Origin of the sequence: Streptomyces sp. Rer75, assembly GCF_013414305.1 — a bacterium.
Classification (GTDB): Bacteria; Actinomycetota; Actinomycetes; order Streptomycetales; family Streptomycetaceae; genus Streptomyces; species Streptomyces himastatinicus.
The window spans coordinates 6,296,301-6,319,869 of the sequence record NZ_CP058693.1; the positions used below are offsets into that span (position 1 = coordinate 6,296,301).

Genomic DNA, 23,569 nt, shown 5'->3' on the forward strand with positions numbered 1-23,569 from the left:
GATGTATCTGCCCTGGTCAGCGGCCTACTGTGCGGTCCGGCCCCCGCCGTTAGCTGTCATCGGGCTCGTCCCCGCCAGCCGGGCGGGGCGGGCGGCCGCGGCGGGGGATCGGGCGGGCCGTGCCGGGCAGTCGGCCCGCGTCCGCCAGCGCCTTGCGCAGCAGGAACTCGATCTGCGCGTTGGCGCTGCGCAGTTCCTCGCCCGCCCACCGGGCGAGGGCGTCGTGGACCGCCGGGTCGAGCCGCAGCAGCATCTGCTTGCGCTGCCGCCGCGGCTGCCGACCGGTCGCGCCCGCGCCGGGCGTGGCCGCTCCGGGCGTGCCCGCTCCGGCGGTGCCCTCCGCGGTGGTGCCCTCCGCGGTCGTGCCCTTCTCGTCCCGGTCCGTCACTGGTAGAGCGTGCCGGTGTTGAGGACGGGCTGCGGGGCGCGGTCGCCGCACAGAACCACCATCAGATTGCTGACCATCGCCGCCTTGCGCTCCTCGTCCAGCTCCACGATCTCCTCTTCGGTGATGCGGGCCAGCGCCGCCTCGACCATGCCGACCGCGCCGTCCACGATCTGCCGCCGGGCGGCGACCACGGCGCCCGCCTGCTGCCGCTGGAGCATCGCGGAGGCGATCTCCGGGGCGTACGCGAGATGGGTGAAGCGCGACTCGATGATGCGGACCCCGGCCGCCTCGACCCGGGCGTGCAGCTCGATCGCGAGCTTCTCGGTGATCTCCTCGGCGTTGCCGCGCAGCGACAGGCCGTCCTCGTCATGGGCGTCGTACGGGTACTCGATGGCGATGTGGCGCACGGCCGCCTCGGTCTGGGTGGCGACGAACTCCAGGAAGTCGTCCACCTCGAACATCGCCTGCGCGGTGTCCTCGACCTTCCAGACCACGACGGCGGCAAGCTCGATCGGGTTGCCGTACGCGTCGTTGACCTTGAGCACCGCGGTCTCGTGGTTGCGCACCCTGGTCGAGATCTTCTCCCGGCTGGTCAGCGGGTTCACCCAGCGCAGCCCGTCGGTGCGGATGGTGCCGCGGTAGCGGCCGAAGAGCTGGACGACCCGGGCCTCGCCCGGCGCGACCATGTTCAGCCCGCACATGGTGATGATCGACGTGAGGATCACCACGATCCCGGCGACGATCAGCGCCGTGGACCCGGCGCCCTTGTGGTCGGCGGCGACGGCGGCCCCGGCCAGGATCAGCCCCACCCCGGCGATCAGCCCGACCAGGCCCAGCAGCAGGGCGAGGCCGCCGCTGATGTTCTTGGCGGGCCGCTCCCGTACCTGTGGCTCGGGGATGGCCGGTATGTCGGCGGTGGGGGTGGCGGTGTCGGTCATGGGGTCCCCGTTTCTCTTCGAGAGTGTCTAGCAAAGTGATAGCACATTTGGCTTCCTGTGCAACCCTCGGCGGTGCTGGCCCGTCAGTTCCCCTGAGGGACGTGCTCTTTGTCACGTACGGAAAAAGCTTGATCGATGAGTATTTGCCGGTAGTTGCGGTGCTAGCTTCATGAGCTGGCTTGGGTGCGGGGGGCGGATGGACTGGAGCGGCGGGAGAGATGGGTAGAGCGGACGATCGGCGGGCGCGGCAGAAGGGCGCACGCAGGGCCAAGAAGGCCGCCAAGCAGGGGGGTATACGCCGGTTCTTCACCTGGAAGATGGTGTTGGGCTACTTCGTCGCGTTGGGCGCCCTGGCCGTCGGAGGGTTCTTCATCCTGTACATGCTCGTGAAGGTGCCCCCGGCCAACGCCGCGGCGAGGGCGGAAGCCAACATCTACAAGTACAGCGACGGCTCGATCATGGCGAAGGAGGGCTCGGTCAACCGCGAGTCGGTGCCGCTCTCCAAGATTCCCAAGAAGGTGCAGCACACCTTCGTCGCCGCCGAGAACAAGGACTTCTACACCGACTCCGGCGTGTCCTTCTCCGGCACCGCCCGCGGTCTGATCAACACCGCCCTCGGCCGGGGCAAGCAGGGTGGCTCGACCATCACCCAGCAGTTCGTCAAGAACTACTACCTGAGCCAGGAGCAGACCGTCAGCCGCAAGGCGAAGGAGCTGGTGATCTCCCTCAAGGTGGACCAGGACCGGTCCAAGGACTACATCCTCCAGGGCTACATCAACACCAGCTACTACGGCCGCGGCGCCTATGGCATCCAGGCCGCCGCCCGCGCGTACTACAACAAGGACGTCGAGAAGCTGACGGTCGCGCAGGGCGCCTATCTCGCGGCACTGCTCCAGGCCCCCAGCCAGTACGACTATTCAACGGCAGGTCCCAACGGCAAGAAGCTGGTCGTGGCCCGCTGGAACTACATCCTCAACAACATGGTCGAGAAGGACTGGCTGTCCCAGAGCGAGCGTGACGGGCTGAAGTTCCAGAAACCCATCGCGCCCCGCCCCATCGCCGGGCTCGACGGCCAGACCGGCTACGTGATCAAGGCAGCCAAGGAGGAGCTGTACAAGGAGGGGGTGGACGAAAAGGAGTTCGAGGCCGGCGGCTGGACGGTCACCCTCAACATCGACAAGAAGAAGCAGAAGGCGCTGGAGAAGGCGGTCCGCACCGAGCTGACGGACAAGCTGGACCCCAAGAAGCGACAGGTCGACAAGGACGCGCAGGTCGGCGCGATCTCCGTGGACCCCAAGACCGGTGGCATCGTGGCGATGTACGGCGGCGCGGGCGCGACCGAGCACTACATCAACAATGCGACCCGTGCGGACTACCAGCCCGCCTCCACCTTCAAGCCGCTCATCCTGGCCTCGGCCTACGAGAACGGCTCGACGACCCAGAACGGCACGCCGATCACGGCGAGCACCCTCTACGACGGCACCAGCAAGCGGCCGGTCAAGGGCAGCGTCACCGCCTTCGCCCCGCCGAACGAGGACGACAAGTCCTACGGCCCGATCAACGTCCAGAAGGCGATGAACAAGTCCGTCAACTCCGTCTTCGCGCAGATGGCGGTGGACGTGGGCCTGGACAAGGTCAAGAGCACGGCCATGGACCTCGGCATGACCGGCGACGTGAAGAACGGCTTCGACGTGCGCCCCGCGATGTCGCTCGGCGTGATGGGCGCCAGCCCCAAGGAGATGGCCGGGGTCTACGCGACCCTCGACAACCACGGCAAGAAGGTCACCCCGACGTTCGTGAAGTCCGCCGAGAAGGGCGAGGAGCAGCAGGCCGAACTGCCGGACCCGACCAACGGCCAGGCGATCAGCCGTGGCGCGGCCGACTCCGTCACCCAGGTGCTGACCGGTGTGGTCGACGACGGCACCGGCCAGGCCGTGCGCACCAAGGGCCAGGAGATGGCGGGCAAGACCGGCACCTCGGACGACAACAAGTCCGCCTGGTTCACCGGTTACACCCCCGACCTGGTCACCTCGGTCGGCATGTTCGGGGAGGCGGAGGGCGGCAAGCAGGTCACGCTCAAGGGCCTGGCCGGCGGCGGCCGGGTCAACGGCGGTGACTACCCGGCCCGGATCTGGAGCTCGTACATGGGCAGCACCCTGGACGAGGACTCGACCACGAAGTTCGACCTGGACACCGAGCTGGACAACGCGGCGCCGCCCCCGCCGACGACGGAGTCCGAGGAGCCCCCGACCACGTCCGCGCCTCCCACGAAGAGCGAGAGCCCGACCCCGAGCAAGAGCCCGACTGCGGACGACTCGCCCACCGCGCCGACCACGCCCGCGACCCCGTCGACCCCGCCGTCCACGTCCCCGACCTCACCGACCTTCAGCCCCCCGGCCACCCTGCCGGGCGGGGAGAACGGCGGCGGCGACGACGACGGACAAGGCGGAGGCTGACGGATCCGACAGGTCTGACCGATCCGACAGTCTGACCGATCCGACAGGTCTGATAGAGCCCAGCGAACCGGCCGCCCGGCACCTTCCGTGCCGGGCGGCCGGTCTCATGAGGCGGCGGGCCCGGCACGGAAGGTGCCGGGCGGCTCAGGACGGCATGGCCAGTTCGAACCAGACGACCTTGCCCGTGGACAGCCGGGTCGCGCCCCACCGCCGCGCCATCCGGTTGACCAGGTACAGCCCGCGCCCGCCCTCGTCGGACGGCCGGGCCTGGCGCAGCCGCGGCAGCTGCGGCACGTCGTCGCCGACCTCGCAGCGCAGCACGTCGGTGCGGAGCAGCCGCAGGGTGATGGGCCGCTCCGCGTAGCGCACGGCGTTGGTGACCACCTCGCTGACCAGCAGCTCCACCGCGTCCGTGAGGTCCTCCAGGTCCCAGCGGGCCAGCGCCCGGCGGGCCAGCCGGCGGGCCTGCCCGGCAGTCTGGGCCTTGGGGTCCAGGAACCAGTACGCGACGTCGCTGGGCGCGATGCCCTCGAAGCGGGCCGCGAGCAGCGCCACGTCGTCGTCGCGGTCGCCGGGCCCGAGCATGTCCAGCACCTCGTCGCACAGCGGCTCCAGCGGCGGCGGGTTGGGGCCGGTGAGCCGGGCGGTGGCGGTCAGCCGCTCGCGCAGCTGCTCGATCCCGGTCCACACGTCGCGCATCCGCGACTCGACCAGGCCGTCGGTGTAGAGCATGAGGGTGGCCCCGGCGGGCGCGTCCAGCTCGACCGCCTCGAAGTCGACGCCGCCGACCCCGATCGGCGCCCCCGGCGGCACCCGCAGCACCTCGGCGCGGCCGCCGCGGTGCAGCAGCAGGGGTGGCGGATGGCCCGCGTTGGCGACCACGATGCGGTGCGCGACGGGGTCGTAGACCGCGTACAGGCAGGTGGCCATGCGGTCGGTGCCGAGCCGCTGGGCCTGCTCGTCGAGGTGGTGCAGCACCTCCTGCGGCGGCAGGTCGAGCCCGGCCAGGGTCTGTGCGGTGGTGCGCAGTTGGCCCATGATCGCGGCCGAGGTCATGGAGTGGCCCATCACGTCGCCGACCACCAGCGCCACCCGGTTGCCGGGCAGCGGGATCGCGTCGTACCAGTCGCCGCCGACCCGCGCGGTCTCGGCCGCGGGCAGATAGCGGCTGGCCAGCCGGACGCCGGTGGGCTGGGGCAGCGAGTCGGGCAGCATGGTGCGCTGGAGCTCGTCCGCGATGTAGACCTCGCGCCCGTACAGCACGGCCTTGTCGACGCCGAGCGCGGTGTGGGTGGCCAGCTGGGCGGCGACCAGCAGATCGTCCGGCTCGAACGGCGGCCGGTCCGGGCGGCGGACGAAGACGGCGGCGCCGATGACCCGGCGGCGCCCGCGCAGCGGGGCCAGCACGGTGCGCTGACCGGTCGCCACCGACGGCCCGTCGCCGAGGAGTTCGGGCAGCGCGGCGCGGGCGGCCTGCGAGTCGCCGAACACCGGCCGCACCCCGCGCAGCACCTCGGCCAGCGGGCCGCCCGCCACCACCTCGCACAGCTCGGCCGCGGGGCCGCCGCCCACGGCGGGCGCCAGGTCGGGCTGCGAGGACATCAGCGGCAGCCGTCCGCTCTCGGTGTCCGGGTCCAGCGGGATCCGGTCGGTGCGGCGCAGCCGCAGCACCACCGGGCCGACCGGGCGCTCGTCGCCGACCGGCAGCGGATCGCGCAGGTAGACCAGGATCGCGTCGGCGAACGTGGGCACGGTGGCCCGGCACAGGCCGAGCACGATCTCGTCGAGGTCGATGCCGCGCGCGATGCGCCGCGTCGCCGCCCCGACGAACCGCAGCCGGTCCCCGCTGCGGTCCCGCAGGGCGGCGGAGCCGTCGGCGCCGGGCGCGTTCGCGGGCGGCACGGCGGGCATCCCGCCCTCGGGGGTGGTGTACGCGACCTCACCGGCGGCCGCGACGTCACCCGACGCCGGGCCCGGCCGCGCCGGGGCCGGGTGTTCGCCCGCCGCGGTGCTGGGGGCGTCGTCCCGGGCCCCGGGTCGGCGCGCCGCGCCTCTGGCGGCATTGCGGTCCGCGTCCCACACAGGCTCGCCCTCCGGTGTGCCGTGCTCCGGCTGCTCGCTCTGCGCCGTGTTCCGGGCTTGCGTCCCTCCACCGGCGCGCTTGGTCCCTTCGCCGCCGCGCGGTGCGGCCTTCGCCGCACGGTGGCCGCGGCGCTGTGGCCGTGCTTCCCCCTCGGCCGGCGTTCCGTCCGGCTCCGGGGCCGGGGCGTCGCCGGAGCCCGGGGCGGCCGCCGGGCCGTCCGCGGGGAAGGCGGGACGCGGCCGGCCGCCGCCCGGCTCCTGGCCGGGGGCGGCCGTCTGCCGCACGGCGGTCCGCGGGTCCGGGACCGCGCCGTGCGCGTCCTCGGGCGTGCCCGAGGCGGCGGCAGGGGTGGCAGCCTGTCGCCTGTTGTGGGAGGTGGGGTGCTCCGTCACGCGTGGGTTTCCATCCGTCCGGGGCCGTGCGCCCCCGTCTCGTCGGGCGCGCACCGAGTGTCAGGCACGTCGTCGGCAGTTCAGATAGAGCTGGATCTCGGGTGGTACGTCCGTGCTGGCCGGGGCGTACGCGTGCGAGTCCTCCCCGGCGATCTCGAAGCCCGCATCCGTCACGACCTGTCGAAGTTCGTCCCGCAGATAACCGGATACCCGGACCGAGTTGCCGAGGAACGGAATGGCGAAGTCGTCGACGTCCGCCTCGACCATGCCGAGTCCCAGCAGTCCCCCGGGTCTCAACACGGCGTGCAGGGCGCGCAGCGCGTACGGGATCTCCGGGCGGGGCAGCAGCAGCAGCGAGAAGTACGCGGCGATGCCGTCGAACGGGCCGATTTCCCGGGAGCCCCCGGGTCCGTACCGGCCGCCGACCCGCAGGTCGACGATGTCCACCTGGTGGAATTCGGCGCCCGGCACGTTGTCCCGGGCCAGCTTCAGCATCCCGGGCGAGATGTCGATGCCCGTCACCCGGTGTCCGGCGTCGGTCAGCTGACGGGCCGTTGGGAGCCCCGTACCGCAGCCGACGTCGAGCACGCGGGAGCCGGGCGGCAGCGTCTCGGCCAGCCATCGACCGGCCGCGACCTGGCCTTCCTTATGGGGGAAGGCGTCGTCGTAGCGGTCGCCTATCGCGTCGAACGCCTCTGCCTGACCGCTGCGGTCGAGCGCCAGGCGGTCGAAGTCCTCGTAGCCCGCATAGCCGTCGCCGTTGTCGTCCTCACCGCTCACGACTCCCGCCCCTCCTGTGACATTGCGTCAGATCGTGCGCATCGCCCGTGAGTTGCGCCTATGTCTTGTTTCCCGCATGTGCAGTGTTCCGGACGACGATCCTACGTTTGAAACACGGGGACACAGCAAGAGGTTCAGGACCTCGAGTGCGCCGACGTACGCCCCCTGTCGATACGGTCCCAGTCCGCCGGGAGAACGGGTACCGTCCACGACGGATCCGGACGCCACTCCTCCCACCCCTCCCGGAACGGCGCGTCCCAGGAGTCGATGAGCCCCACGGCGGCCCGGCCCGCCGCCCGCACCCGCTCGGCCTGCTCACCGGGCATCAGACCGGCCCGCTGCGCCTGCGCGAACTCGTCCTCGTCCTTCCATTCCCAGCTGCGGTCCGGGTAGACCGCGATGTCCAGGAAGTGGTCCTCGGAGTCCACCCCGCCGCTCCAGCGGGAGAGCGGCTCCTCCAGGTTCACGTACCAGTTCTTGAACTGCCAGCCGCGCTCCCAGAACAGCCACACCGACCAGGGCTCGCCGGGCCGGGCCAGCTTGAGCACCCCGGTGCCGAACCACTGGGACAGCGCGGTGGTGCGCGGCTTGGTGTAGCGCGTGGACAGCGGCTCGCGGTGCACCTGCGTACCGTCGGCGAGCTGCGGTTTGACGCACGCCGTGCCGGGCGCCAGCCAGACGGCCAGCACCTCCGGGGTGTCCCGGACGACGGTCACGGGACGGCAGATGTGGATGGCGTCGGAGGCGTTGGCGCGATAACGCCAGAGGATGTGGTCCCCCGGCGCCCATCTGGCGCCGCCCGCCATGCCCGTCGTCTCCACGATGTCCGCTGTCATGAGCAGATCTTAGGTGCGACGGGGCCGCCGTGCCGTGACCTATGCCGCACGCACAGTACAACAGGGGCTTACGGATGTGTCATGCGCAGCACGTCCAGCGCCTCGTCCAGCTGCTCCCGGGTCAGCAGACCGCGCTCCACATAGCCCGACTCCAGCACCACCTCGCGGATGGTCTTCCGCTCGGCCAGGGACTTCTTGGCGACCTTCGCCGCCTCCTCGTACCCGAGGTAACGGTTGAGCGGGGTGACGACGGACGGCGAGGACTCCGCGTACTCCCGCGCCCGCTCGACGTTGGCGGTGATCCCGTCGACGGTGCGGTCCGCCAGCAGCCGGGAGGCGCTGGTCAGCAGGCGGATCGACTCCAGCAGATTCTTGGCGATCACCGGGAGCATCACGTTCAGCTCGAAGTTCCCGGCGGCCCCGGCCGTGGCGACGGTCGTGTCGTTGCCGGTGACCTGGGCCGCGACCATCAGCACGGCCTCGGGGATCACCGGGTTGACCTTGCCCGGCATGATCGACGAACCGGGCTGGAGGTCGGGCAGCGCGATCTCGGCCAGACCGGTGCGCGGACCGGATGCCATCCAGCGCAGATCGTTGGCGATCTTGGTGAGGCCGACCGCGATGGTCCGCAGCTGGCCGGACGTCTCCACCAGCCCGTCCCGCGCGCCCTGCGCCTCGAAGTGGTTCCGGGCCTCGGTCAGCGGCAGCCCGGTGGCCCGGGCCAGCTCGGCGATGACGGCGGCCGGGAAGCCCGGCGGGGTGTTGATGCCGGTGCCCACGGCGGTGCCGCCCAGCGGCAGCTCCGCCAGCCGGGGGAGCGCGGCGCGCAGCCGCTCCACCCCGTACCGCACCTGCGCCGCGTAGCCGCCGAACTCCTGGCCCAGCGTCACCGGAGTGGCGTCCATCAGATGGGTGCGCCCCGCCTTGACCACCTCGGCGAACTCGGCCTCCTTGCGCTCCAGCGCCTCCGCCAGATGGTCCAGCGCCGGGATGAGGTCGGCGGTGACGGCCGCCGTGGCGGCGACGTGGATGGAGGACGGGAAGACGTCGTTGGACGACTGGCTCGCGTTCACATGGTCGTTGGGGTGCACCGGGCGGCCCAGCCGCTCAGCTGCGAGGGTGGCCAGCACCTCGTTGGTGTTCATGTTGGACGAGGTGCCGGAGCCGGTCTGGAACACGTCCACCGGGAAGTGGTCGTCCCAGCGGCCCTCGGCGACCTCCGCGGCCGCTTCCGCGATCGCGGCCGCCATGTCCTTCTCCACCACGCCCAGCTCGGCGTTGACCAGCGCCGCCGCGGCCTTGATCCGGGCCAGCGCCTCGATGTGCGCCCGCTCCAGGCGCTGCCCGCTGACGGGGAAGTTCTCCACGGCGCGCTGGGTCTGGGCGCGCCACTTGGCGTGGGCGGGCACCCGCACCTCACCCATGGAGTCGTGCTCGGTCCGGTAGTTCTCGTCGGTCATCGTGACACCTCCGTCCAGCACAGCGTCGTACCGCTATGCCGTCTTCCCGCGCCGTCCGGGGCGGACCGGTGAGCTGGGTCACCGTACGGCCTCCGGGGTGCGCGGCGCCTCCACCTCGCCGGTGCGCTTGAGCTTCTGCCAGGGCAGCAGGGCGCCGGTGGCCGCCGTCACGCACGAATGCAGCAGCACCAGGTACATCAGCTGGCGGTAGACGATCTGCTGGAGCGGCAGCACGGCCAGCGCCCGGTACCGCTCGCGGTCCAGCCGGAAGGCGTACGCCGCGCCCAGCAGCTGCACCAGCAGCAGCGCGCCCCACGCGGCGAGCGACCGCACCGGGTCCACGAAGATCACCCCGTACAGCGTGAACAGGTCGATCAGCGGCGCGAACAGCGGCGTGACGATCTGGAAGAGCACCACCAGCGGCATCCCCACCCGGCCGAACCGCCCCGAGGGCCCCCGGTCGATCAGCGAGCGGCGGTGCTTCCACAGCGCCTGCATGGTGCCGTAGCTCCAGCGGTAGCGCTGCTTCCACAGCTGGCCCAGGGTGCCCGGCGCCTCGGTCCAGGCGAGGGCGTGCTCCTGGTACACCACCCGCCAGCCGGCCCGGTGCAGCGCGATGGTGACGTCGGTGTCCTCGGCCAGGGTGTCGGCGCTCATGCCCCCGGCGTCCAGCAGCGCGCGGCGGCGGAAGGCGCCGATCGCACCGGGGATGGTCGGCATGCAGCGCAGCAGGTCGTACATCCGCCGGTCGAGGTTGAAGCCCATCACGTACTCGATGTGCTGCCAGGCGCCGATCAGCCTGCCCCGGTTGCCGACCTTGGCGTTGCCCGCGACCGCGCCGACCCCGGGGTCGGCGAAGGGGCGGATCAGCTCGCGGATGGTGGTGGGCTCGAAGACGGTGTCGCCGTCCATCATCACGATCAGCTCGTGGCGGGCGTTCGCGATGCCGTTGTTCAGTGCGGCGGGTTTGCCCGCGTTGGGCTGGCGCAGCACCCGCACGTTCGGCAGGCCCATCGCCTCCACGATGTCCGCGGTGCCGTCGGTCGATCCGTCGTCCACCACCAGGATCTCGATCGGATGGGTGGAGGCGGCCAGCGAGTTCAGGGTGTGGGCGATGCACTCCTTCTCGTTGTACGCGGGCACGATCACGCTCACCGGGTCGTGCACCTCCTGCACCAGGGTGTAGCGGCGCCGGTCCCGGGAGCGCCGGTGCCACCAGGCCAGACCCAGCATCAGCAGCAGCCGCCCGAACACCGCGAAGCCGACGACCCCCAGCATCCCGATGAGCACCGGCAGCGCGTGCTGGGTGGCCTGCGCGGCCCAGATCAGCGCCCGGCCCTCCCACACCCGCACGGCCGGGGCCGGGTGGTTGGCGCTCCGGGCGTCGAGCGCGCCGGTGATGGTGGTGAACGTGTAGCCGCGCGCCGCCATCCGGTGGATGTAGCGCTCCAGGGCCTTCACGGTCCGCGCGCGGTTGCCGCCCGCGTCGTGGAAGAGCACGGACGCGCCCTTCGTACCGCGGGGGGTGGCGTTCTGGACGATCTCCTTGACCGGAGGCCGCCGCCAGTCCTCGCTGTCGGTGTCCACGAACGCGCTGACGTAGCCCTTGGCGCCCACGTGCTGCTGGACCGGCCAGGTGCGGTCGTCCAGCGCCGAGACCTCCGAGGCGTACGGCGCCCGGAACAGCGAACTGGTGACGCCCGCCGCGCCCGCCAGCGCCAGCTGCGACTGGGCCAGTTCGCGGTTCATCCGCTGCTTGTCCTGGTAGGACAGGTCGACGTGGGAGAAGGTGTGCACGCCGATCTCGTGTCCGGCCGCCACCATCCGGCGCACCAGCCCCGGGTGGCGGACCACCATCTGACCCAGCACGAAGAACGTCCCCGGCACGCGGTGCTTGTGCAGCACCGCCAGGATCTCCGGGGTCCAGCGCGGGTCCGGGCCGTCGTCGAAGGTCAGCGCGACGGTCTTGGCGGGGATGGAGTGCTCGGTCGCCTTCCCCTTCCGGTCGAAGGTGATGACCGGTCCGCCGTTGCGCAGCCGCTCGGGGACGCTGCGGTACGAGTGTGCGGCGTGCACCCGGGCGTCGTTGCCGATCTCGGCGTACAGATATCCGTCCAGCAGCAGGGCGCAGACGAGTGCGAGCAGCGTGGCCAGGGCGAAGGCCATCCGGGTGCGGGTGCGCAGCCGAACGCGCCCCCGGAGGCGGGACGTCCGGGGCGCGCGGGGCGCGGGCGTCCCGCTGCCGGGCGTCTTGCCCAGCGTCACGAGTCTGCGGCCGCGCGGCCGCGGCAGCTTCGGCGGTCTGCCGCCGCTCATGTCGCCCTGCCGCGGAACGGCGTGAGCGTCTGCCAGTTGATCCCGCCGGGCGAGTCGGTCGGCCCCCACGCCGGGGGCTCGGGCTCGTTCACCGGGGGCTTGGCCTGGCCCTTGCCGGGGTTATGGGGGCGGTCGGGGCCCGGCTCGGCAGGCTTGCCGGGCCTGGCGGCCGGGGGCTTCTTCACCGGATCGGGCGCCGGGTCCACCGGCTTCCGGGGCGGCTTGTGGGGCGCCGGGCGCGCATGCGACGAGGCGGGCTCGTGGGGCCGCGCGTGATGCGGCGCCTGGCCGGGCCGGTGGGCCGCGGACCGTCGGTGCTGCGGGGCGTGGTGCGCGGCCGGGCGGTGGCCGGGGCGCGCGGAGTGCGCCCCGCGCTTCGGCCGCGCGTCGCGCGCCGAGGGCGCGCGGTGCGACTGGGGTGGCGCGGGGCGGGCGAGCGCGGTGGGCTTCCGGGCGCCCGCGGGGCGTGCCCCCGCGGGGGAGTGCGGCCGGGGGCGGGCCGGGCCGTTCTGGTCATCCTGGGCGTAACGGTTTTCCGACGGGCGCTCATGCGCCCCGGAACGCCCGCCGGAATGCCCCTCCGGGGCGCTCCTCGGCTCGCGGCCGAGCGCCTCCGTGGTGACGGGGCGTCCGGGGATCAGCGTCTCGGGAGCGATGGCCGTACCGCCCGCGAAACCCATTCCGAGGACCGCCGAATAGCCGAAGCAGACGGCCCCCGCGAGCGCGCCCGCGTGCCGTACCAGCCGGCCGCGGCGCCCGGAGAGGTCCACGAAGACGGGCCCCTTCCCGGCCACGTCGGAGCGGACGGGACGCGAGGGCGCACGCTCGGCCACATCTGACTGAGGATCCATGCGTCAGAGGCTAGTCCAGAAAATACGACATACAACCTATGTGTCAAATATGCGGTGTGTCATAGTTCGTCACTTTTGATCCGATGTGCGAGGTTGGCGGAGAGGCCGGGCCGGGGACCAGCCCCGGCCCCTTGGCTGCCTCACCCCCTCACCCCGGAGCGGAAGGAAGCGCGCGTGCGATTCAGGGCCAGCCCCCGCATGAGCGGCATCGCCATGGCCGGAGCCGTGCTCTGCGCCACCATCGCCGTCTGGGCGGGCAGCGAGAAGTCGTCCGAGTCGCCCGACGCGGCCTCGCACGCCGCCCCCCGCCCGGCGCCGCCCCCCGCCGACTTCGTGCCGTACGTCAGCGCCTGGGCCAGCTCGCGCTACGACATGGCCGCCGCGGCGGCGCGTGGCGTCAAGGAATTCACCCTGGGCTTCGTCGTATCGGGCGATGGCTGCGCCCCGGCGTGGGACAGCGGCATCCCGTTCGACGACCCGGCGCTGACGGCCCGTATCGAGGCCACCCGGCGGGCCGGCGGCGACGTACGGATCTCCTTCGGCGGCGCCGACGGCACGGAGCTGGCGACGGCCTGCGACGACGTCTCACAACTCGCCGCCGCGTACACCGAGGTGATCGAGCGTTACGGGATCATCCGGGCCGACTTCGACATCGAGGGCGACGCCCTCGCCGACGCCGCCGCCATCGCCCGCCGGGCCGAGGCCATCGCCCTGGTCCAGCGCACCCACGAGGGGCTGAACGTCTCCTTCACCCTGCCCGCCATGCCGAACGGGCTGACCCCCGGGGCCCTCGCCCAGCTGACCGCGGCCCGGCAAGAGGGCGTCACGGTCTCGTCGGTCAACGTCATGGCCATGAACTACAGCGGCGACCACACGGGCGACATGGGCCGCTACGCCATCCAGGCGGCCACCGCGGCCCACGAGAAGGTCCGCCGGGTGCTCGGGCTGTCCGACGCCGCCGCGTGGAAGACCATCGCCGTCACGCCGATGATCGGGGTCAACGACGTGACCGGCGAGGTCTTCACGCTGGAGGACGCGGCCGGACTCGCCCGCTTCGCGGCCACCAAGGGCATCGGGCGGCTGTCGATGTGGTCCGCGGAACGGGACCGCCCGTGCACGGCCGAGGACACGGGCGCCGAGAACGGCGGCGACACCGGCGCCGCGGCCCCCGAGCGTCCCGCCACCGCCCCCAGCACCTCCTGTAGCGGCGTCCCCCAGCGCCCGGGCGCCTTCGAGGCGGCCCTGTCCGGCTGAGCCCGCCCGACAGCCCGACGGCCCGACAGCCCGACGGCCCGACAGCCCGACGGCCCGACAGCCCGACGGCCCCGGCCACGGCCCCGTGGTGAACGGGCCACGGCCGGGGCCGTCGGGCTGCGTACGGGTCAGGCGCCGGGCCGGACCGGGATGGTGCTCACGAACGGCTGCGACGGACCGGGGTCGGTGAAGAAGTCGTTCCCCTTGTCGTCCACCACGATGAACGCCGGGAAGTCCGCCACCTCGATCTTCCAGACCGCCTCCATGCCCAGCTCCTCGTACTCCAGGACCTCGACCTTCTTGATGCAGTCCTGCGCCAGCCGCGCCGCCGGGCCGCCGATCGAGCCCAGGTAGAAGCCGCCGTGCGCGGCACACGCGTCCGTCACCCGCTGGGAGCGGTTGCCCTTGGCCAGCATGACCTTCGAGCCGCCGGCCGCCTGGAACTGCTCGACGTACGCGTCCATCCGGCCCGCCGTGGTCGGGCCGAACGAACCGGAGGCGTAGCCCTCGGGGGTCTTGGCCGGGCCCGCGTAGTACACCGGGTGGTTCTTCAGGTACTCCGGCATCTCCTCGCCCGCGTCCAGCCGCTCCTTGATCTTCGCGTGCGCGATGTCACGGGCGACGACCAGCGTGCCGGTCAGCGAGAGCCGGGTCTTGACCGGGTGCTTGGTCAGCTCGGCCAGGACCTCGTCCATGGGCCGGTTGAGGTCGATGGCGACCGCGTCCAGGTCCGGGCCCGCGCCCTTGGTCAGCTCCTCCTCGGTGGTGTCCGGGAGGAAGCGCGCCGGGTCGGTCTCCAGCTGCTCCAGGAAGACGCCCTCCGGCGTGATCTTCGCGAGCGCCTGGCGGTCGGCCGAGCAGGAGACGGCGATCGCGACCGGGCAGGACGCGCCGTGCCGCGGCAGCCGGACGACCCGTACGTCGTGGCAGAAGTACTTGCCGCCGAACTGCGCGCCGATCCCGATCTTCTGCGTCAGCTCGAAGACCTTCTCCTCCAGCTCCTTGTCGCGGAAGCCGTGACCGGTCGGGGAGCCCGAAGCGGGCAGCTCGTCCAGGTAGTGCGCGGAGGCGTACTTCGCGGTCTTCAGCGCGTACTCGGCGCTGGTGCCGCCGACCACGATCGCCAGGTGGTACGGCGGGCAGGCGGAGGTGCCCAGCGAGCGGATCTTCTCCTCCAGGAACTTCATCAGCGATGCCTCGTTCAGCACCGCCTTCGTCTCCTGGTAGAGGAAGGACTTGTTCGCCGAGCCGCCGCCCTTGGCCATGAAGAGGAACTTGTAGGCGCCGCCGTCGGTCGCGTACAGCTCGATCTGCGCGGGCAGGTTGGAGCCGGTGTTCTTCTCCTCCCACATGGTCAGCGGGGCCATCTGGGAGTAGCGCAGGTTGAGCTTGGTGTACGCGTCGTAGACGCCGCGCGACAGGGCTTCCTCGTCGCCGCCTTCCGTCAGCACGTTCTGGCCGCGCTTGCCCATGACGATGGCGGTGCCGGTGTCCTGGCACATCGGCAGCACCCCGGCCGCCGCGATGTTGGCGTTCTTCAGCAGGTCCAGCGCCACGAAGCGGTCGTTCGGGCTGGCCTCGGGGTCGTCGAGGATGCGGCGCAGCTGGGCGAGGTGGTCGGGGCGCAGATAGTGCGAAATGTCGTGCATCGCCTCGGCCGCGAGCTTGCGCAGCGCCTCCGGCTCGACCTTGAGGAAGGTGCGCCCGTCGGCCTCGAAGGTGCTCACGCCCTCGGAGGTCACCAGACGGTACGGCGTGGTGTCCTCTCCTAGGGGCAGCAGGTCCGAATAGGCAAACGCCGGGTGGGCTGGGTGGGAAGCGGCGGGCATCGCGGCCATTCCTTACTCGACGGGGGCTACGGCTGACTTCGTCGACAGCGCGTGCATAAGCGTAGAACGGGGCGGGGGAGCCGGAGCTTGTGAGGTAAGGCTCACCGGAGCCCGCCGTATATCGCGCCGCCGCACACCACTAGTCGCGATCTATCGCGACTGGGTACTCTGTCGGGCGTGGATGAGCAGCAGTCGCAGCAGCCGGTCCCCCTGACCAAGTCCGCCCCCGCTCCGGCGCCCGTCGCGGAGGCGGAGATCCGCGCGTCCGACGCGGATCGCGACCGGATCGCGGACATCCTGCGGGAGGCCCTCGCCGAAGGGCGGCTCGACCCCGAGGAGCACGCCGAGCGGATCGACGCGGTCTACCGCGCCAAGACCCGCGGCGAGCTGGAGCCCCTGGTCCGGGACGTGCCCGCGGGCCCGGCCCGCGCCGCGGCGGGCCTGCCGTCCGACGCGGCGTCCGGCCCGGCCGGTGATCCCGAGAACCTGGTCGCGGTCTTCGGCGGTGCCGTGCGCAAGGGCCGTTGGCGGCCCCGGCGCCGTACGCACGCCTTCGCGGTCTTCGGCGGCGTCGAGATCGACCTCACCGAGGCGGTCTTCGAGCAGCGGGAGATCGTCATCCAGGCGTGGGCGGTGTTCGGCGGGGTGGAGATCAAGGTCCCGGAGAACGTCTCGCTGCACGGTTCGGGCTCCGGCGTGTTCGGCGGCGTGGATGTCGCGGAACACGAGGCTCCGGACCCCGACGCGCCGGTGATCCGGGTCAGCGGATTCGCGCTCTTCGGCGGGGTCGAGGCCAAGCCGAAGCGCGGGAAACGTGTGAAGAACCTGAGGTCATAAGGGCTGAACAGCCGCTGTGCATACGGAATTTCCGGGCGGGACAACCGTGTGCATAAGCGTGCGCACAGCGGGTAAGGCTTGGTGCATCGTCTCTCGTACGGCTGATGGGGGTGCACATGGGGGCCGTACGGCGGGAGGCGGGCAAGGGTGAACACCGGAGCCGTCGTCAGGAGTAGACCGTGCTGCAACCGCATCAGCCCCTGCTGGACGCCGCCGTGCCCCCGCAGCGCACCCCCGCTCGGGATCAGGCCGGACCCTGGCACTCGGAGGCGGTGTGCCGCCGGGACGAGGCCGGGCTGTTCTTCGCCCCCTCCAAGGAGCCCACGGCTGCCAGGCTGTCGCGGGAAGAGGCCGCCAAGCGCGTCTGTGCGCGCTGCCCGGTCATGGTCGAGTGCCGGGAGCACGCGCTGCTCCAGCCCGAGCCGTACGGGGTGTGGGGCGGGCTGACCGCGGCCGAGCGCCGGGTGGTGCTGGCCCGCCGCCGGCGCCGAGAGGCGGAGCTCCAGCGCGCCGTGCGCGTTGTCGCCGCCGGGTGAATTCGTCGCGACACGGGCCGGGCCCCGCCGGATGGCGGAGTCCGGCCCGTGTCGTGTCCGGGCCCTTCCGGGACGCTAGCGCGGGCGCTCGAAGTCGACCGAGGCGTAGGCGCGCAGCTTGGACAGCCGGTGGGTGGAGTCGATCTGCCGGATCGTCCCGGACTTCGACCGCATCACCAGCGACTGGGTGGTGGCGGTCTCCGCGCGGTACCGCACCCCGCGCAGCAGATCGCCGTCGGTGATGCCGGTGGCGACGAAGAACACATTGTCGCCGCTGACCAGGTCGTCGGTCTGGAGCACCTGGTCGAGGTCGTGGCCCGCGTCGATGGCGCGCTGTCGCTCCTCGTCGTCCTTCGGCCACAGCTTGGCCTGGATCGTGCCGCCGAGGCACTTGAGCGCGCAGGCCGCGATGATGCCCTCCGGCGTGCCGCCGACGCCCAGCAGCAGATCCGCGCCGGTGCCCTCGCGCACCGCCATGATCGCACCGGCCACGTCGCCGTCGGAGATGAACTTGATCCGGGCGCCCGCCTCCCGGATCTCCTTGACCAGCCCCTCGTGGCGGGGGCGGTCCAGCACCACCACGGTGACGTCCTCGGGGCTGGACTTCTTGGCCTTCGCGATCCGCCGGATGTTCACCCCGGGCGGCGCGGTGATGTCGACGAACTCGGCGGCCTCGGGGCCGGTGACCAGCTTGTCCATGTAGAAGACGGCCGACGGGTCGAACATGGTGCCCCGCTCGGCGACGGCGAGGACGGAGACGGCGTTGGCCATGCCCTTGGCGGTCAGCGTGGTGCCGTCCACCGGGTCCACGGCCACGTCGCACTCCGGGCCGGTCCCGTCGCCGACGCGCTCTCCGTTGTAGAGCATCGGCGCCTCGTCCTTCTCGCCCTCGCCGATGACCACGACGCCATTCATCGACACGGTGTGGACGAGGGAACGCATGGCCTTCACGGCGGCGCCGTCCGCGCCGTTCTTGTCACCGCGGCCCACCCAGCGGCCGGAGGCCATGGCGCCCGCCTCGGTGACCCTGACCAGCTCGAGGGCGAGGTTGCGGTCGGGAGCCGCGGGACTGACCTCGAGCTGGGACGGCAGATGATGCTCGGTCATCGGAGCGCACCTTTCTGTACGGCGACGAACCGGAAAAAGTGAGGGTGCTCATGACCTTATCCGCTCATTGCGAAAGTGAGCAGAGGACCCCACGCATGAGCAGGACCCTGTTGCGGCCCTGTTGCCGGGTGTCGCGAGGCGATGAGGGACGATGGGGGGCGTGGCAGGTATGCGTGGCAAAGAGACGGTGCGGGACATGGTCCTGTCGCTGACGGTGATTGGTGTCGTCGCGGCGGCCATCTACGTCTTCGGCATTCCGCACGACGACAGTGACAAGGGCCAGGGCGTCCAGACGGTCGACTACCGGGTGGAGGTGGACACCGCCCGGCGCGCGGCGCCGTACCCGGTCGCCGCCCCCGAGAAGGGCAGCCTGCCCAAGGGGTGGCGCGCGACCTCGGTGACGTACCAGCCCAAGACCACGGCGGACAAGGGCGCGGCCTGGCATCTGGGCTTCCTCGACCAGAACGAGGAGTACATCGCGATCGAGCAGAGCGACGGCAGGCCGGTCCCGTTCATCGAGGACGTCACCCAGCAGGCGCGGGAGACCAAGGCCAAGCAGAAGATCGGCGGCCAGGAGTGGGTCCGCTACGAGGGTGACAAGTACGACGCCCTGGTGCGCCGCGAACCGGGCGTGACCACGGTCGTCACCGGCACCGCCTCGTATGGGCAGCTCGCGAAGATGGCCGCGGCGCTCAAGGCCGAGAAGGGCTGATCAGATACACGCGCGCCCCTTCGGCACCTGTGCCGAAGGGGCGCGCTGCTGTCTGTTCCCTCACACGGTCGTGACGACCTGGTCGAAGTCCAGGCGCGGGCTGCGCGGCTTCCAGGCGTCCTCGCCCGGCTTGCCGATGTTGACGATCATCAGCGGGGTGTGGTCGTCGTCCAGGAACTCCTTCTGGACCCCGGCCGGGTCGAAACCGGTCATCGGACCGGCGGCCAGACCGGCGGCACGGATGCCCACGATGAAGTAACCGGCCTGGAGCGAGGCATTGAACCCGGCGGCCTGCTCACGGGTGCCGCGCTCGTTGAAGAAGACGTCCTTGATCTGCGGGGCGTGCGGGAAGAGCGCGGGCAGCTCCTCGTGGAACTCGTTGTCCGCGGCAAGGATCGCGACCAGCGGCGCGGAGGCCGTCTTGGGCTGGTTGCCCTCGGCCATGTGCGGCACCAGACGCTCACGCGCCTCGGCGGAGCGGACCAGGACGATGCGCAGCGGCGACTGGTTGAAGGCCGTGGGGGCGTACTTCACCAGGTCGTAGATGGCCTGCACCTGCTCCTCGGACACCGGCTCGTCGGTAAAGGTGTTGGCGGTGTGGGCCTCACGGAAGAGCAGGTCCTGGGCGGCCGGGTCGAGTGCGAGCGTCATGCTAAACCTCCTGGTCACGGTGGTGATATCAGCGTGTGCTGCCTCCACTGTACGAGGTTTAGGTTAATGTTCAACTAAAACCGGAGCACGGTGCCCCGAATCACAACGCTCCGGCACCTGTCCCTCAGCCCCCGCCCTCGCCGTCGCCCTCCGTGCCGCCGTCCGCGCCCCCGCCGGACTCCGCCAGCGCCGCGTCCAGCCGCGCCCGCGCCCCCTCCAGCCAGCGGCGGCACACCGTGGCCAGCTCCTCGCCCCGCTCCCACAGGGCCAGCGACTCCTCCAGGCTCGTGCCGCCCGCCTCCAGCCGCCGCACGACCTCGACCAGCTCGTCCCGCGCCTGCTCGTACCCGAGCGTCGTCTCCGCCGCCCCGGCCTTCTCGTCCGTCTTCGCCATGCCCCTCAGCCTATTCAGTAGGTCCGACAGCCTCGGCAGGCTCGACAGCTCCGGTGGGGCCAACAGCTCCGGCGGATCCGCCAACGGCCCGCACCGTGAACTCGCCCTCCGCGACCCGCGCCCGCAGCTCCTCGTCCGCCGACACCTCGGCCGCCGCCCGCACCACCGACCCGTCGGCGTGCTGGAGCACCGCATAGCCGCGCCGCAGCGTCGCCGCGGGGGAGAGGGCCACCACCCGGGCCTGGGTGTGCGCCAGCTCCGAGTCCGCCCGGTCGAGCAGATGCCCCAGACAGCGCCGGGCGCGGTCGAGCACCGAGGCGATCTGCTCCTCGCGCTCCTCCACCATCCGGTGCGGCTGCCGCAGGCACGGCCGGGCGAGCGCGGACTCCAGCCCCCGCTCCTCGCGGTCCAGCAGCCCGTTGACGCTGCGCAGCGCGCGTTCGCGCAGATGCTGGATGCGCACCAGCTCCTCGCCCACGTCCGGCACGGTCTTCTTCGCCGCATCCGTAGGCGTGGAGGCGCGCAGGTCCGCGACCAGATCCAGCAGAGGCGAATCCGGCTCGTGGCCGATCGCGGACACCACCGGCGTACGGCACGCGGCGACCGTCCGTACGAGCTGCTCGTCCGAGAACGGCAGCAGGTCCTCCACGCTGCCGCCGCCGCGCGCGACCACGATCACGTCCACCGCGGGCAGCGCGTCCAGCTCCTTGACCGCCTCGATCACCTGCGGCACCGCGTGGGTGCCCTGCACCGCGACGTTGCGCACCTCGAAGCGGACGGCGGGCCAGCGCAGCCGCGCGTTCTCCAGCACGTCGCGCTCGGCGGCCGAGGCGCGGCCGCAGACCAGCCCTATCAGCTGCGGCAGGAACGGCAGCGGCTTCTTGCGCTCGGCGGCGAACAGCCCCTCGGCCGCCAGCGACTTCTTCAACTGCTCCAGCCGCGCCAGCAGTTCACCGACGCCCACCGGCCGGATCTCGGCGGCCCGCAGGGACAGCTGGCCGCGTGGCGCATACCACTCCGGCTTGGCGTGCACGACGACCCGGGCGCCCTCCGAGACCGTGTCCGCGATCTTGTCGAAGACGGCGCGGAAGCAGGTGACGGTCAGCGAGATGTCATAGCTGGGGTCGCGCAGTGTCAGGAAGACCACTCCGGCGCCCGGCCGCCGGGACAGCTGGGTGATCTGCCCCTCGACCCACACCGCCCCGAGCCGGTCGATCCACCCTCCGATCAGCCGGGACACCTCGCCGACCGGGATCGGCGCTTCCGCGGACGTGTTGAGAGCCATGACCGCGAGGGTATCGGCCACCACCGACAGAGCCCGTCGTCATCGCCCCTACGATGGGGGACATGACTGCAACCTCCGCCCGCCGGGTCCTGCTCGCTGCCCCGCGTGGCTACTGCGCGGGCGTCGACCGTGCCGTGATCGCCGTCGAAAAGGCCCTGGAGCAGTACGGCGCGCCGATTTATGTGCGCAAGGAGATCGTCCACAACAAGTACGTCGTCCAGACCCTCGAGAAAAAGGGCGCGATCTTCGTCGATGAGACGGAGGAGGTGCCCGAGGGCTCCATCGTGATCTTCTCGGCGCACGGCGTCGCGCCGGTCGTCCACGAGGAGGCCGCGCAGCGCAAGCTGGCCACCATCGACGCGACCTGCCCGCTGGTCACCAAGGTCCACAAGGAGGCCGTCCGGTTCGCCAAGGAGGACTACGACATCCTCCTGATCGGTCACGAGGGCCACGAGGAGGTCATCGGTACCAGCGGCGAGGCGCCGGACCACATCACCCTGGTCGACGGCCCGGACGATGTGAAGAACGTCGAGGTCCGCGACGAGTCCAAGGTCGTCTGGCTGTCCCAGACCACCCTCTCGGTCGACGAGACGATGGAGACCGTGGACGCGCTTCAGGACCGCTTCCCGCAGCTCATCAGCCCGCCCAGCGACGACATCTGCTACGCCACCCAGAACCGCCAGACCGCGATCAAGCAGGTCGCCGCCGAATCGGACCTGGTCATCGTCGTCGGCTCCAAGAACTCCTCCAACTCGGTGCGGCTGGTCGAGGTCGCGATCGGCGCCGGCGCCAAGGACGGCCACCTGGTCGACTACGCGAGCGAGATCGACGAGGCCTGGCTGGAGGGCGTGACGACGGTCGGCGTGACCTCGGGCGCCTCCGTGCCGGACGTGCTGGTCGAGGGCGTCCTGGAATGGCTCGCCGAGCGCGGCTTCGGGGACGTGGAGGTCGTACAGCCCATGCAGGAGTCCCTGACGTTCTCGCTGCCCAAGGAGCTGCGCCGGGACCTGCGGTCCGAGGCCTCCGCGGCCGCCGGGACGTCCGCCGGGACGTCTGCCGCGACGTCCGCCGGGACGAACGGCGCGGAGCAGTGACGAACGAACACGGCGGCGGCCAGGCCGCCCGGGTGTTCGGAGTGGACATCGGCGGGTCCGGGATCAAGGGCGCGCCGGTGGATCTGGACCGCGGCGACCTGGCCGAGGAGCGCCACAAGGTGCTCACCCCGCATCCGTCCACGCCCGAGGCGGTCGTGGACGGTGTGGTGGAGGTCGCCGAGCACTTCGGCTGGTCCGGGCGCCCGGTCGGGGTGACCTTCCCCGGCGTGGTGACGGACGGGACGACCCGTACCGCCGCGAACGTCGACAAGAGCTGGATAGGCACCGACCTGGCCGGTCTGCTCGGCGAGCGGCTGGGCGCCCCGGTCACCGTGCTGAACGACGCGGACGCGGCCGGGGTCGCCGAGATGACCTTCGGCGCAGGCCGCGGCCGCCAGGGCACCGTGATCGTGCTCACCCTGGGCACCGGCATCGGCAGCGCGGTCTTCACCGGCGGTCGGCTGGTGCCCAACACCGAGCTGGGCCATCTGGAGCTGGACGGCCACGAGGCGGAGAAGCGTGCCTCGACCAAGGTCCGGGAGGACCACGACCTGAGCTGGCCGCACTGGGCGCACCGGGTGCAGAAGTACCTGGCGCACCTGGAGATGCTGTTCTCGCCCGAGCTGTTCGTGATCGGCGGCGGGGTGAGCCGGAAGGCGCACAAGTTCCTGCCGCTGATCGAGGACATCAGGGCCGAGATCGTCCCGGCTCAGCTCCAGAACAATGCGGGGATCGTGGGTGCCGCGATGGCCGCGGCTGCCGCTGCTGACGGCGCCGCCGCTGCCGCCCCATGAGGGCGATCTTGCGGACGAGGACGATCAGCGCGGTCAGCAGCGTCCCGGCGTAGAGCCAGCCCGCGTTCAGCGAGAGCGCGGTGAACACGCCCAGCGCCTGGCCCGCGAACCCCGCGCCGCCGTCGTTGATCGGCAGCAGCCCGGCCGTGAAGGCGATCGGCACCCCGATCGCCCCCGGGAACAGGTCGGCGGGCCGTACCCACATCCCGCAGCCCGCGCACGCCAGCAGGAAGAACACCCCGTACGCGGTGGGCGACCCGGAGAACAGCAGCGCGTCCACGCAGCCGAACGCCAGCATCGCCAGCGCGGTCAGCAGTCCCGCGCCCAAGGCGGTGAGCCGGGCGCTGGGCAGGGTGACCGGCCGGTCGCGCAGCGTCGCGGCCGCGCCCAGCAGCCCGCTCCGGCCGCCCGGGCGTGCCACCGGCCGGGCGCCGCGCGCCGCGCCGCCCGCGCTCTGCCTTCCCCCTTGGCCCCTGCCCGGGTACGTGTCGTCCGCCGCCGGCCGGGGCGAGGGGGCGGCCGCCCGACGGGGCGTACGTGTCCTGTAGTGCTCCACCAGACCAACGTAGGTGGGCG

General features: G+C 71.8%; 21 protein-coding genes. 7 read left to right on the top strand and 14 right to left on the bottom strand.

Annotation, left to right across the window (positions count from 1 at the left end):
• Window positions 1-49 precede the first annotated feature (49 nt).
• Together HYQ63_RS44920 and HYQ63_RS27330 are read right to left on the bottom strand one after the other, a co-directional pair.
• Window positions 50-253: a hypothetical protein gene (locus tag HYQ63_RS44920; protein ID WP_257232650.1), complete on the bottom strand. Its 204-nt coding sequence runs from the start codon at window positions 251-253 to the stop codon at window positions 50-52.
• A gap of 131 nt (window positions 254-384) precedes the next feature.
• Window positions 385-1,326: an SPFH domain-containing protein gene (locus HYQ63_RS27330; protein ID WP_179936543.1), complete on the bottom strand. Its 942-nt coding sequence runs from the start codon at window positions 1,324-1,326 to the stop codon at window positions 385-387.
• Window positions 1,327-1,544: 218 nt separating this feature from the next.
• On the opposite strand from HYQ63_RS27330, the gene HYQ63_RS27335 reads away from it, so the two are divergent.
• Window positions 1,545-3,782: a transglycosylase domain-containing protein gene (locus tag HYQ63_RS27335; protein ID WP_179936544.1), complete on the top strand. Its 2,238-nt coding sequence runs from the start codon at window positions 1,545-1,547 to the stop codon at window positions 3,780-3,782.
• Window positions 3,783-3,926: 144 nt separating this feature from the next.
• Here HYQ63_RS27335 and HYQ63_RS27340 read toward each other — a convergent pair whose 3' ends face one another.
• The 6 genes from HYQ63_RS27340 to HYQ63_RS27365 all read right to left on the bottom strand — a co-directional run bounded on the left by HYQ63_RS27340 (window position 3,927) and on the right by HYQ63_RS27365 (window position 12,500).
• The gene (locus HYQ63_RS27340) at window positions 3,927-6,257 is read right to left on the bottom strand and encodes a SpoIIE family protein phosphatase (RefSeq protein WP_179936545.1); all 2,331 of its coding nucleotides are present in this window, start codon (window positions 6,255-6,257) and stop codon (window positions 3,927-3,929) included.
• 60 nt (window positions 6,258-6,317) lie between these two features.
• Complete coding sequence (locus tag HYQ63_RS27345) at window positions 6,318-7,037, bottom strand: bifunctional 2-polyprenyl-6-hydroxyphenol methylase/3-demethylubiquinol 3-O-methyltransferase UbiG (protein ID WP_179936546.1); 720 nt, start codon at window positions 7,035-7,037, stop codon at window positions 6,318-6,320.
• Between the two features lie 134 nt (window positions 7,038-7,171).
• On the bottom strand, window positions 7,172-7,873 hold the full coding sequence (locus HYQ63_RS27350; protein ID WP_179936547.1) for a DUF402 domain-containing protein: 702 nt from the start codon (window positions 7,871-7,873) through the stop codon (window positions 7,172-7,174).
• Window positions 7,874-7,941: 68 nt separating this feature from the next.
• Entirely contained in the window at window positions 7,942-9,333 is a 1,392-nt protein-coding gene (locus tag HYQ63_RS27355) for an aspartate ammonia-lyase (protein ID WP_179936548.1), read from the bottom strand.
• Window positions 9,334-9,411: 78 nt separating this feature from the next.
• The gene (locus HYQ63_RS27360; RefSeq protein WP_179936549.1) at window positions 9,412-11,649 is read right to left on the bottom strand and encodes a bifunctional polysaccharide deacetylase/glycosyltransferase family 2 protein; all 2,238 of its coding nucleotides are present in this window, start codon (window positions 11,647-11,649) and stop codon (window positions 9,412-9,414) included.
• Window positions 11,646-12,500: a hypothetical protein gene (locus tag HYQ63_RS27365; RefSeq protein ID WP_179936550.1), complete on the bottom strand. Its 855-nt coding sequence runs from the start codon at window positions 12,498-12,500 to the stop codon at window positions 11,646-11,648. The genes HYQ63_RS27360 and HYQ63_RS27365 overlap by 4 nt, the downstream gene beginning before the upstream one ends.
• Window positions 12,501-12,674: 174 nt before the next feature.
• Here HYQ63_RS27365 and HYQ63_RS27370 point away from each other — a divergent pair, with 174 nt between their 5' ends.
• Complete coding sequence (locus HYQ63_RS27370; protein ID WP_179936551.1) at window positions 12,675-13,754, top strand: chitinase; 1,080 nt, start codon at window positions 12,675-12,677, stop codon at window positions 13,752-13,754.
• A 128-nt stretch (window positions 13,755-13,882) separates the two neighbouring features.
• Here HYQ63_RS27370 and HYQ63_RS27375 read toward each other — a convergent pair whose 3' ends face one another.
• Complete coding sequence (locus HYQ63_RS27375) at window positions 13,883-15,583, bottom strand: fumarate hydratase (RefSeq protein WP_179936552.1); 1,701 nt, start codon at window positions 15,581-15,583, stop codon at window positions 13,883-13,885.
• Window positions 15,584-15,760: 177 nt separating this feature from the next.
• Here HYQ63_RS27375 and HYQ63_RS27380 point away from each other — a divergent pair, with 177 nt between their 5' ends.
• Both HYQ63_RS27380 and HYQ63_RS27385 read left to right on the top strand, forming a co-directional pair.
• Window positions 15,761-16,420: a DUF1707 domain-containing protein gene (locus HYQ63_RS27380; RefSeq protein ID WP_257232181.1), complete on the top strand. Its 660-nt coding sequence runs from the start codon at window positions 15,761-15,763 to the stop codon at window positions 16,418-16,420.
• A gap of 179 nt (window positions 16,421-16,599) precedes the next feature.
• On the top strand, window positions 16,600-16,956 hold the full coding sequence (locus HYQ63_RS27385) for a WhiB family transcriptional regulator (RefSeq protein WP_179936553.1): 357 nt from the start codon (window positions 16,600-16,602) through the stop codon (window positions 16,954-16,956).
• A gap of 75 nt (window positions 16,957-17,031) precedes the next feature.
• Here HYQ63_RS27385 and glpX read toward each other — a convergent pair whose 3' ends face one another.
• On the bottom strand, window positions 17,032-18,063 hold the full coding sequence (gene glpX, locus HYQ63_RS27390) for a class II fructose-bisphosphatase (RefSeq protein ID WP_123106165.1): 1,032 nt from the start codon (window positions 18,061-18,063) through the stop codon (window positions 17,032-17,034).
• Between the two features lie 169 nt (window positions 18,064-18,232).
• Here glpX and HYQ63_RS27395 point away from each other — a divergent pair, with 169 nt between their 5' ends.
• Complete coding sequence (locus tag HYQ63_RS27395) at window positions 18,233-18,775, top strand: DUF4245 domain-containing protein (RefSeq protein WP_179940560.1); 543 nt, start codon at window positions 18,233-18,235, stop codon at window positions 18,773-18,775.
• Window positions 18,776-18,835: 60 nt separating this feature from the next.
• Here HYQ63_RS27395 and HYQ63_RS27400 read toward each other — a convergent pair whose 3' ends face one another.
• From HYQ63_RS27400 to xseA, 3 genes are all read right to left on the bottom strand, one after another.
• Entirely contained in the window at window positions 18,836-19,426 is a 591-nt protein-coding gene (locus HYQ63_RS27400; protein ID WP_179936554.1) for a malonic semialdehyde reductase, read from the bottom strand.
• Between the two features lie 124 nt (window positions 19,427-19,550).
• Window positions 19,551-19,820, bottom strand: a complete 270-nt coding sequence (locus tag HYQ63_RS27405) for an exodeoxyribonuclease VII small subunit (protein WP_179936555.1) — start codon at window positions 19,818-19,820, stop codon at window positions 19,551-19,553.
• Between the two features lie 10 nt (window positions 19,821-19,830).
• Window positions 19,831-21,105: an exodeoxyribonuclease VII large subunit gene (gene xseA, locus HYQ63_RS27410; RefSeq protein WP_179936556.1), complete on the bottom strand. Its 1,275-nt coding sequence runs from the start codon at window positions 21,103-21,105 to the stop codon at window positions 19,831-19,833.
• Window positions 21,106-21,158: 53 nt separating this feature from the next.
• Here xseA and HYQ63_RS27415 point away from each other — a divergent pair, with 53 nt between their 5' ends.
• Window positions 21,159-22,199: a 4-hydroxy-3-methylbut-2-enyl diphosphate reductase gene (locus HYQ63_RS27415; protein ID WP_373689147.1), complete on the top strand. Its 1,041-nt coding sequence runs from the start codon at window positions 21,159-21,161 to the stop codon at window positions 22,197-22,199.
• Window positions 22,196-22,993: a polyphosphate--glucose phosphotransferase gene (gene ppgK, locus HYQ63_RS27420; RefSeq protein ID WP_179936558.1), complete on the top strand. Its 798-nt coding sequence runs from the start codon at window positions 22,196-22,198 to the stop codon at window positions 22,991-22,993. Before HYQ63_RS27415 ends, ppgK begins: the two co-directional genes overlap by 4 nt.
• On the opposite strand, the gene HYQ63_RS27425 is transcribed toward ppgK, so the two are convergent.
• Complete coding sequence (locus HYQ63_RS27425) at window positions 22,887-23,549, bottom strand: DUF6542 domain-containing protein (protein ID WP_257232182.1); 663 nt, start codon at window positions 23,547-23,549, stop codon at window positions 22,887-22,889. The genes ppgK and HYQ63_RS27425 overlap by 107 nt on opposite strands.
• Between the last annotated feature and the right edge of the window lie 20 nt (window positions 23,550-23,569).

Bases quoted from the DNA above. Each gene is read 5' to 3' on its own strand.
- HYQ63_RS44920 (WP_257232650.1), bottom strand. From the start codon at position 253: ATGCTGCTGCGGCTCGACCCGGCGGTCCACGACGCCCTCGCCCGGTGG.
- HYQ63_RS27330 (WP_179936543.1), bottom strand. From the start codon at position 1,326: ATGACCGACACCGCCACCCCCACCGCCGACATACCGGCCATCCCCGAG.
- HYQ63_RS27335 (WP_179936544.1), top strand. From the start codon at position 1,545: ATGGGTAGAGCGGACGATCGGCGGGCGCGGCAGAAGGGCGCACGCAGG.
- HYQ63_RS27350 (WP_179936547.1), bottom strand. From the start codon at position 7,873: ATGACAGCGGACATCGTGGAGACGACGGGCATGGCGGGCGGCGCCAGA.
- HYQ63_RS27355 (WP_179936548.1), bottom strand. From the start codon at position 9,333: ATGACCGACGAGAACTACCGGACCGAGCACGACTCCATGGGTGAGGTG.
- HYQ63_RS27360 (WP_179936549.1), bottom strand. From the start codon at position 11,649: ATGAGCGGCGGCAGACCGCCGAAGCTGCCGCGGCCGCGCGGCCGCAGA.
- HYQ63_RS27365 (WP_179936550.1), bottom strand. From the start codon at position 12,500: ATGGATCCTCAGTCAGATGTGGCCGAGCGTGCGCCCTCGCGTCCCGTC.
- HYQ63_RS27375 (WP_179936552.1), bottom strand. From the start codon at position 15,583: ATGCCCGCCGCTTCCCACCCAGCCCACCCGGCGTTTGCCTATTCGGAC.
- glpX (WP_123106165.1), bottom strand. From the start codon at position 18,063: ATGACCGAGCATCATCTGCCGTCCCAGCTCGAGGTCAGTCCCGCGGCT.
- HYQ63_RS27395 (WP_179940560.1), top strand. From the start codon at position 18,233: ATGCGTGGCAAAGAGACGGTGCGGGACATGGTCCTGTCGCTGACGGTG.
- HYQ63_RS27400 (WP_179936554.1), bottom strand. From the start codon at position 19,426: ATGACGCTCGCACTCGACCCGGCCGCCCAGGACCTGCTCTTCCGTGAG.
- HYQ63_RS27405 (WP_179936555.1), bottom strand. From the start codon at position 19,820: ATGGCGAAGACGGACGAGAAGGCCGGGGCGGCGGAGACGACGCTCGGG.
- xseA (WP_179936556.1), bottom strand. From the start codon at position 21,105: ATGGCTCTCAACACGTCCGCGGAAGCGCCGATCCCGGTCGGCGAGGTG.
- HYQ63_RS27415 (WP_373689147.1), top strand. From the start codon at position 21,159: ATGGGGGACATGACTGCAACCTCCGCCCGCCGGGTCCTGCTCGCTGCC.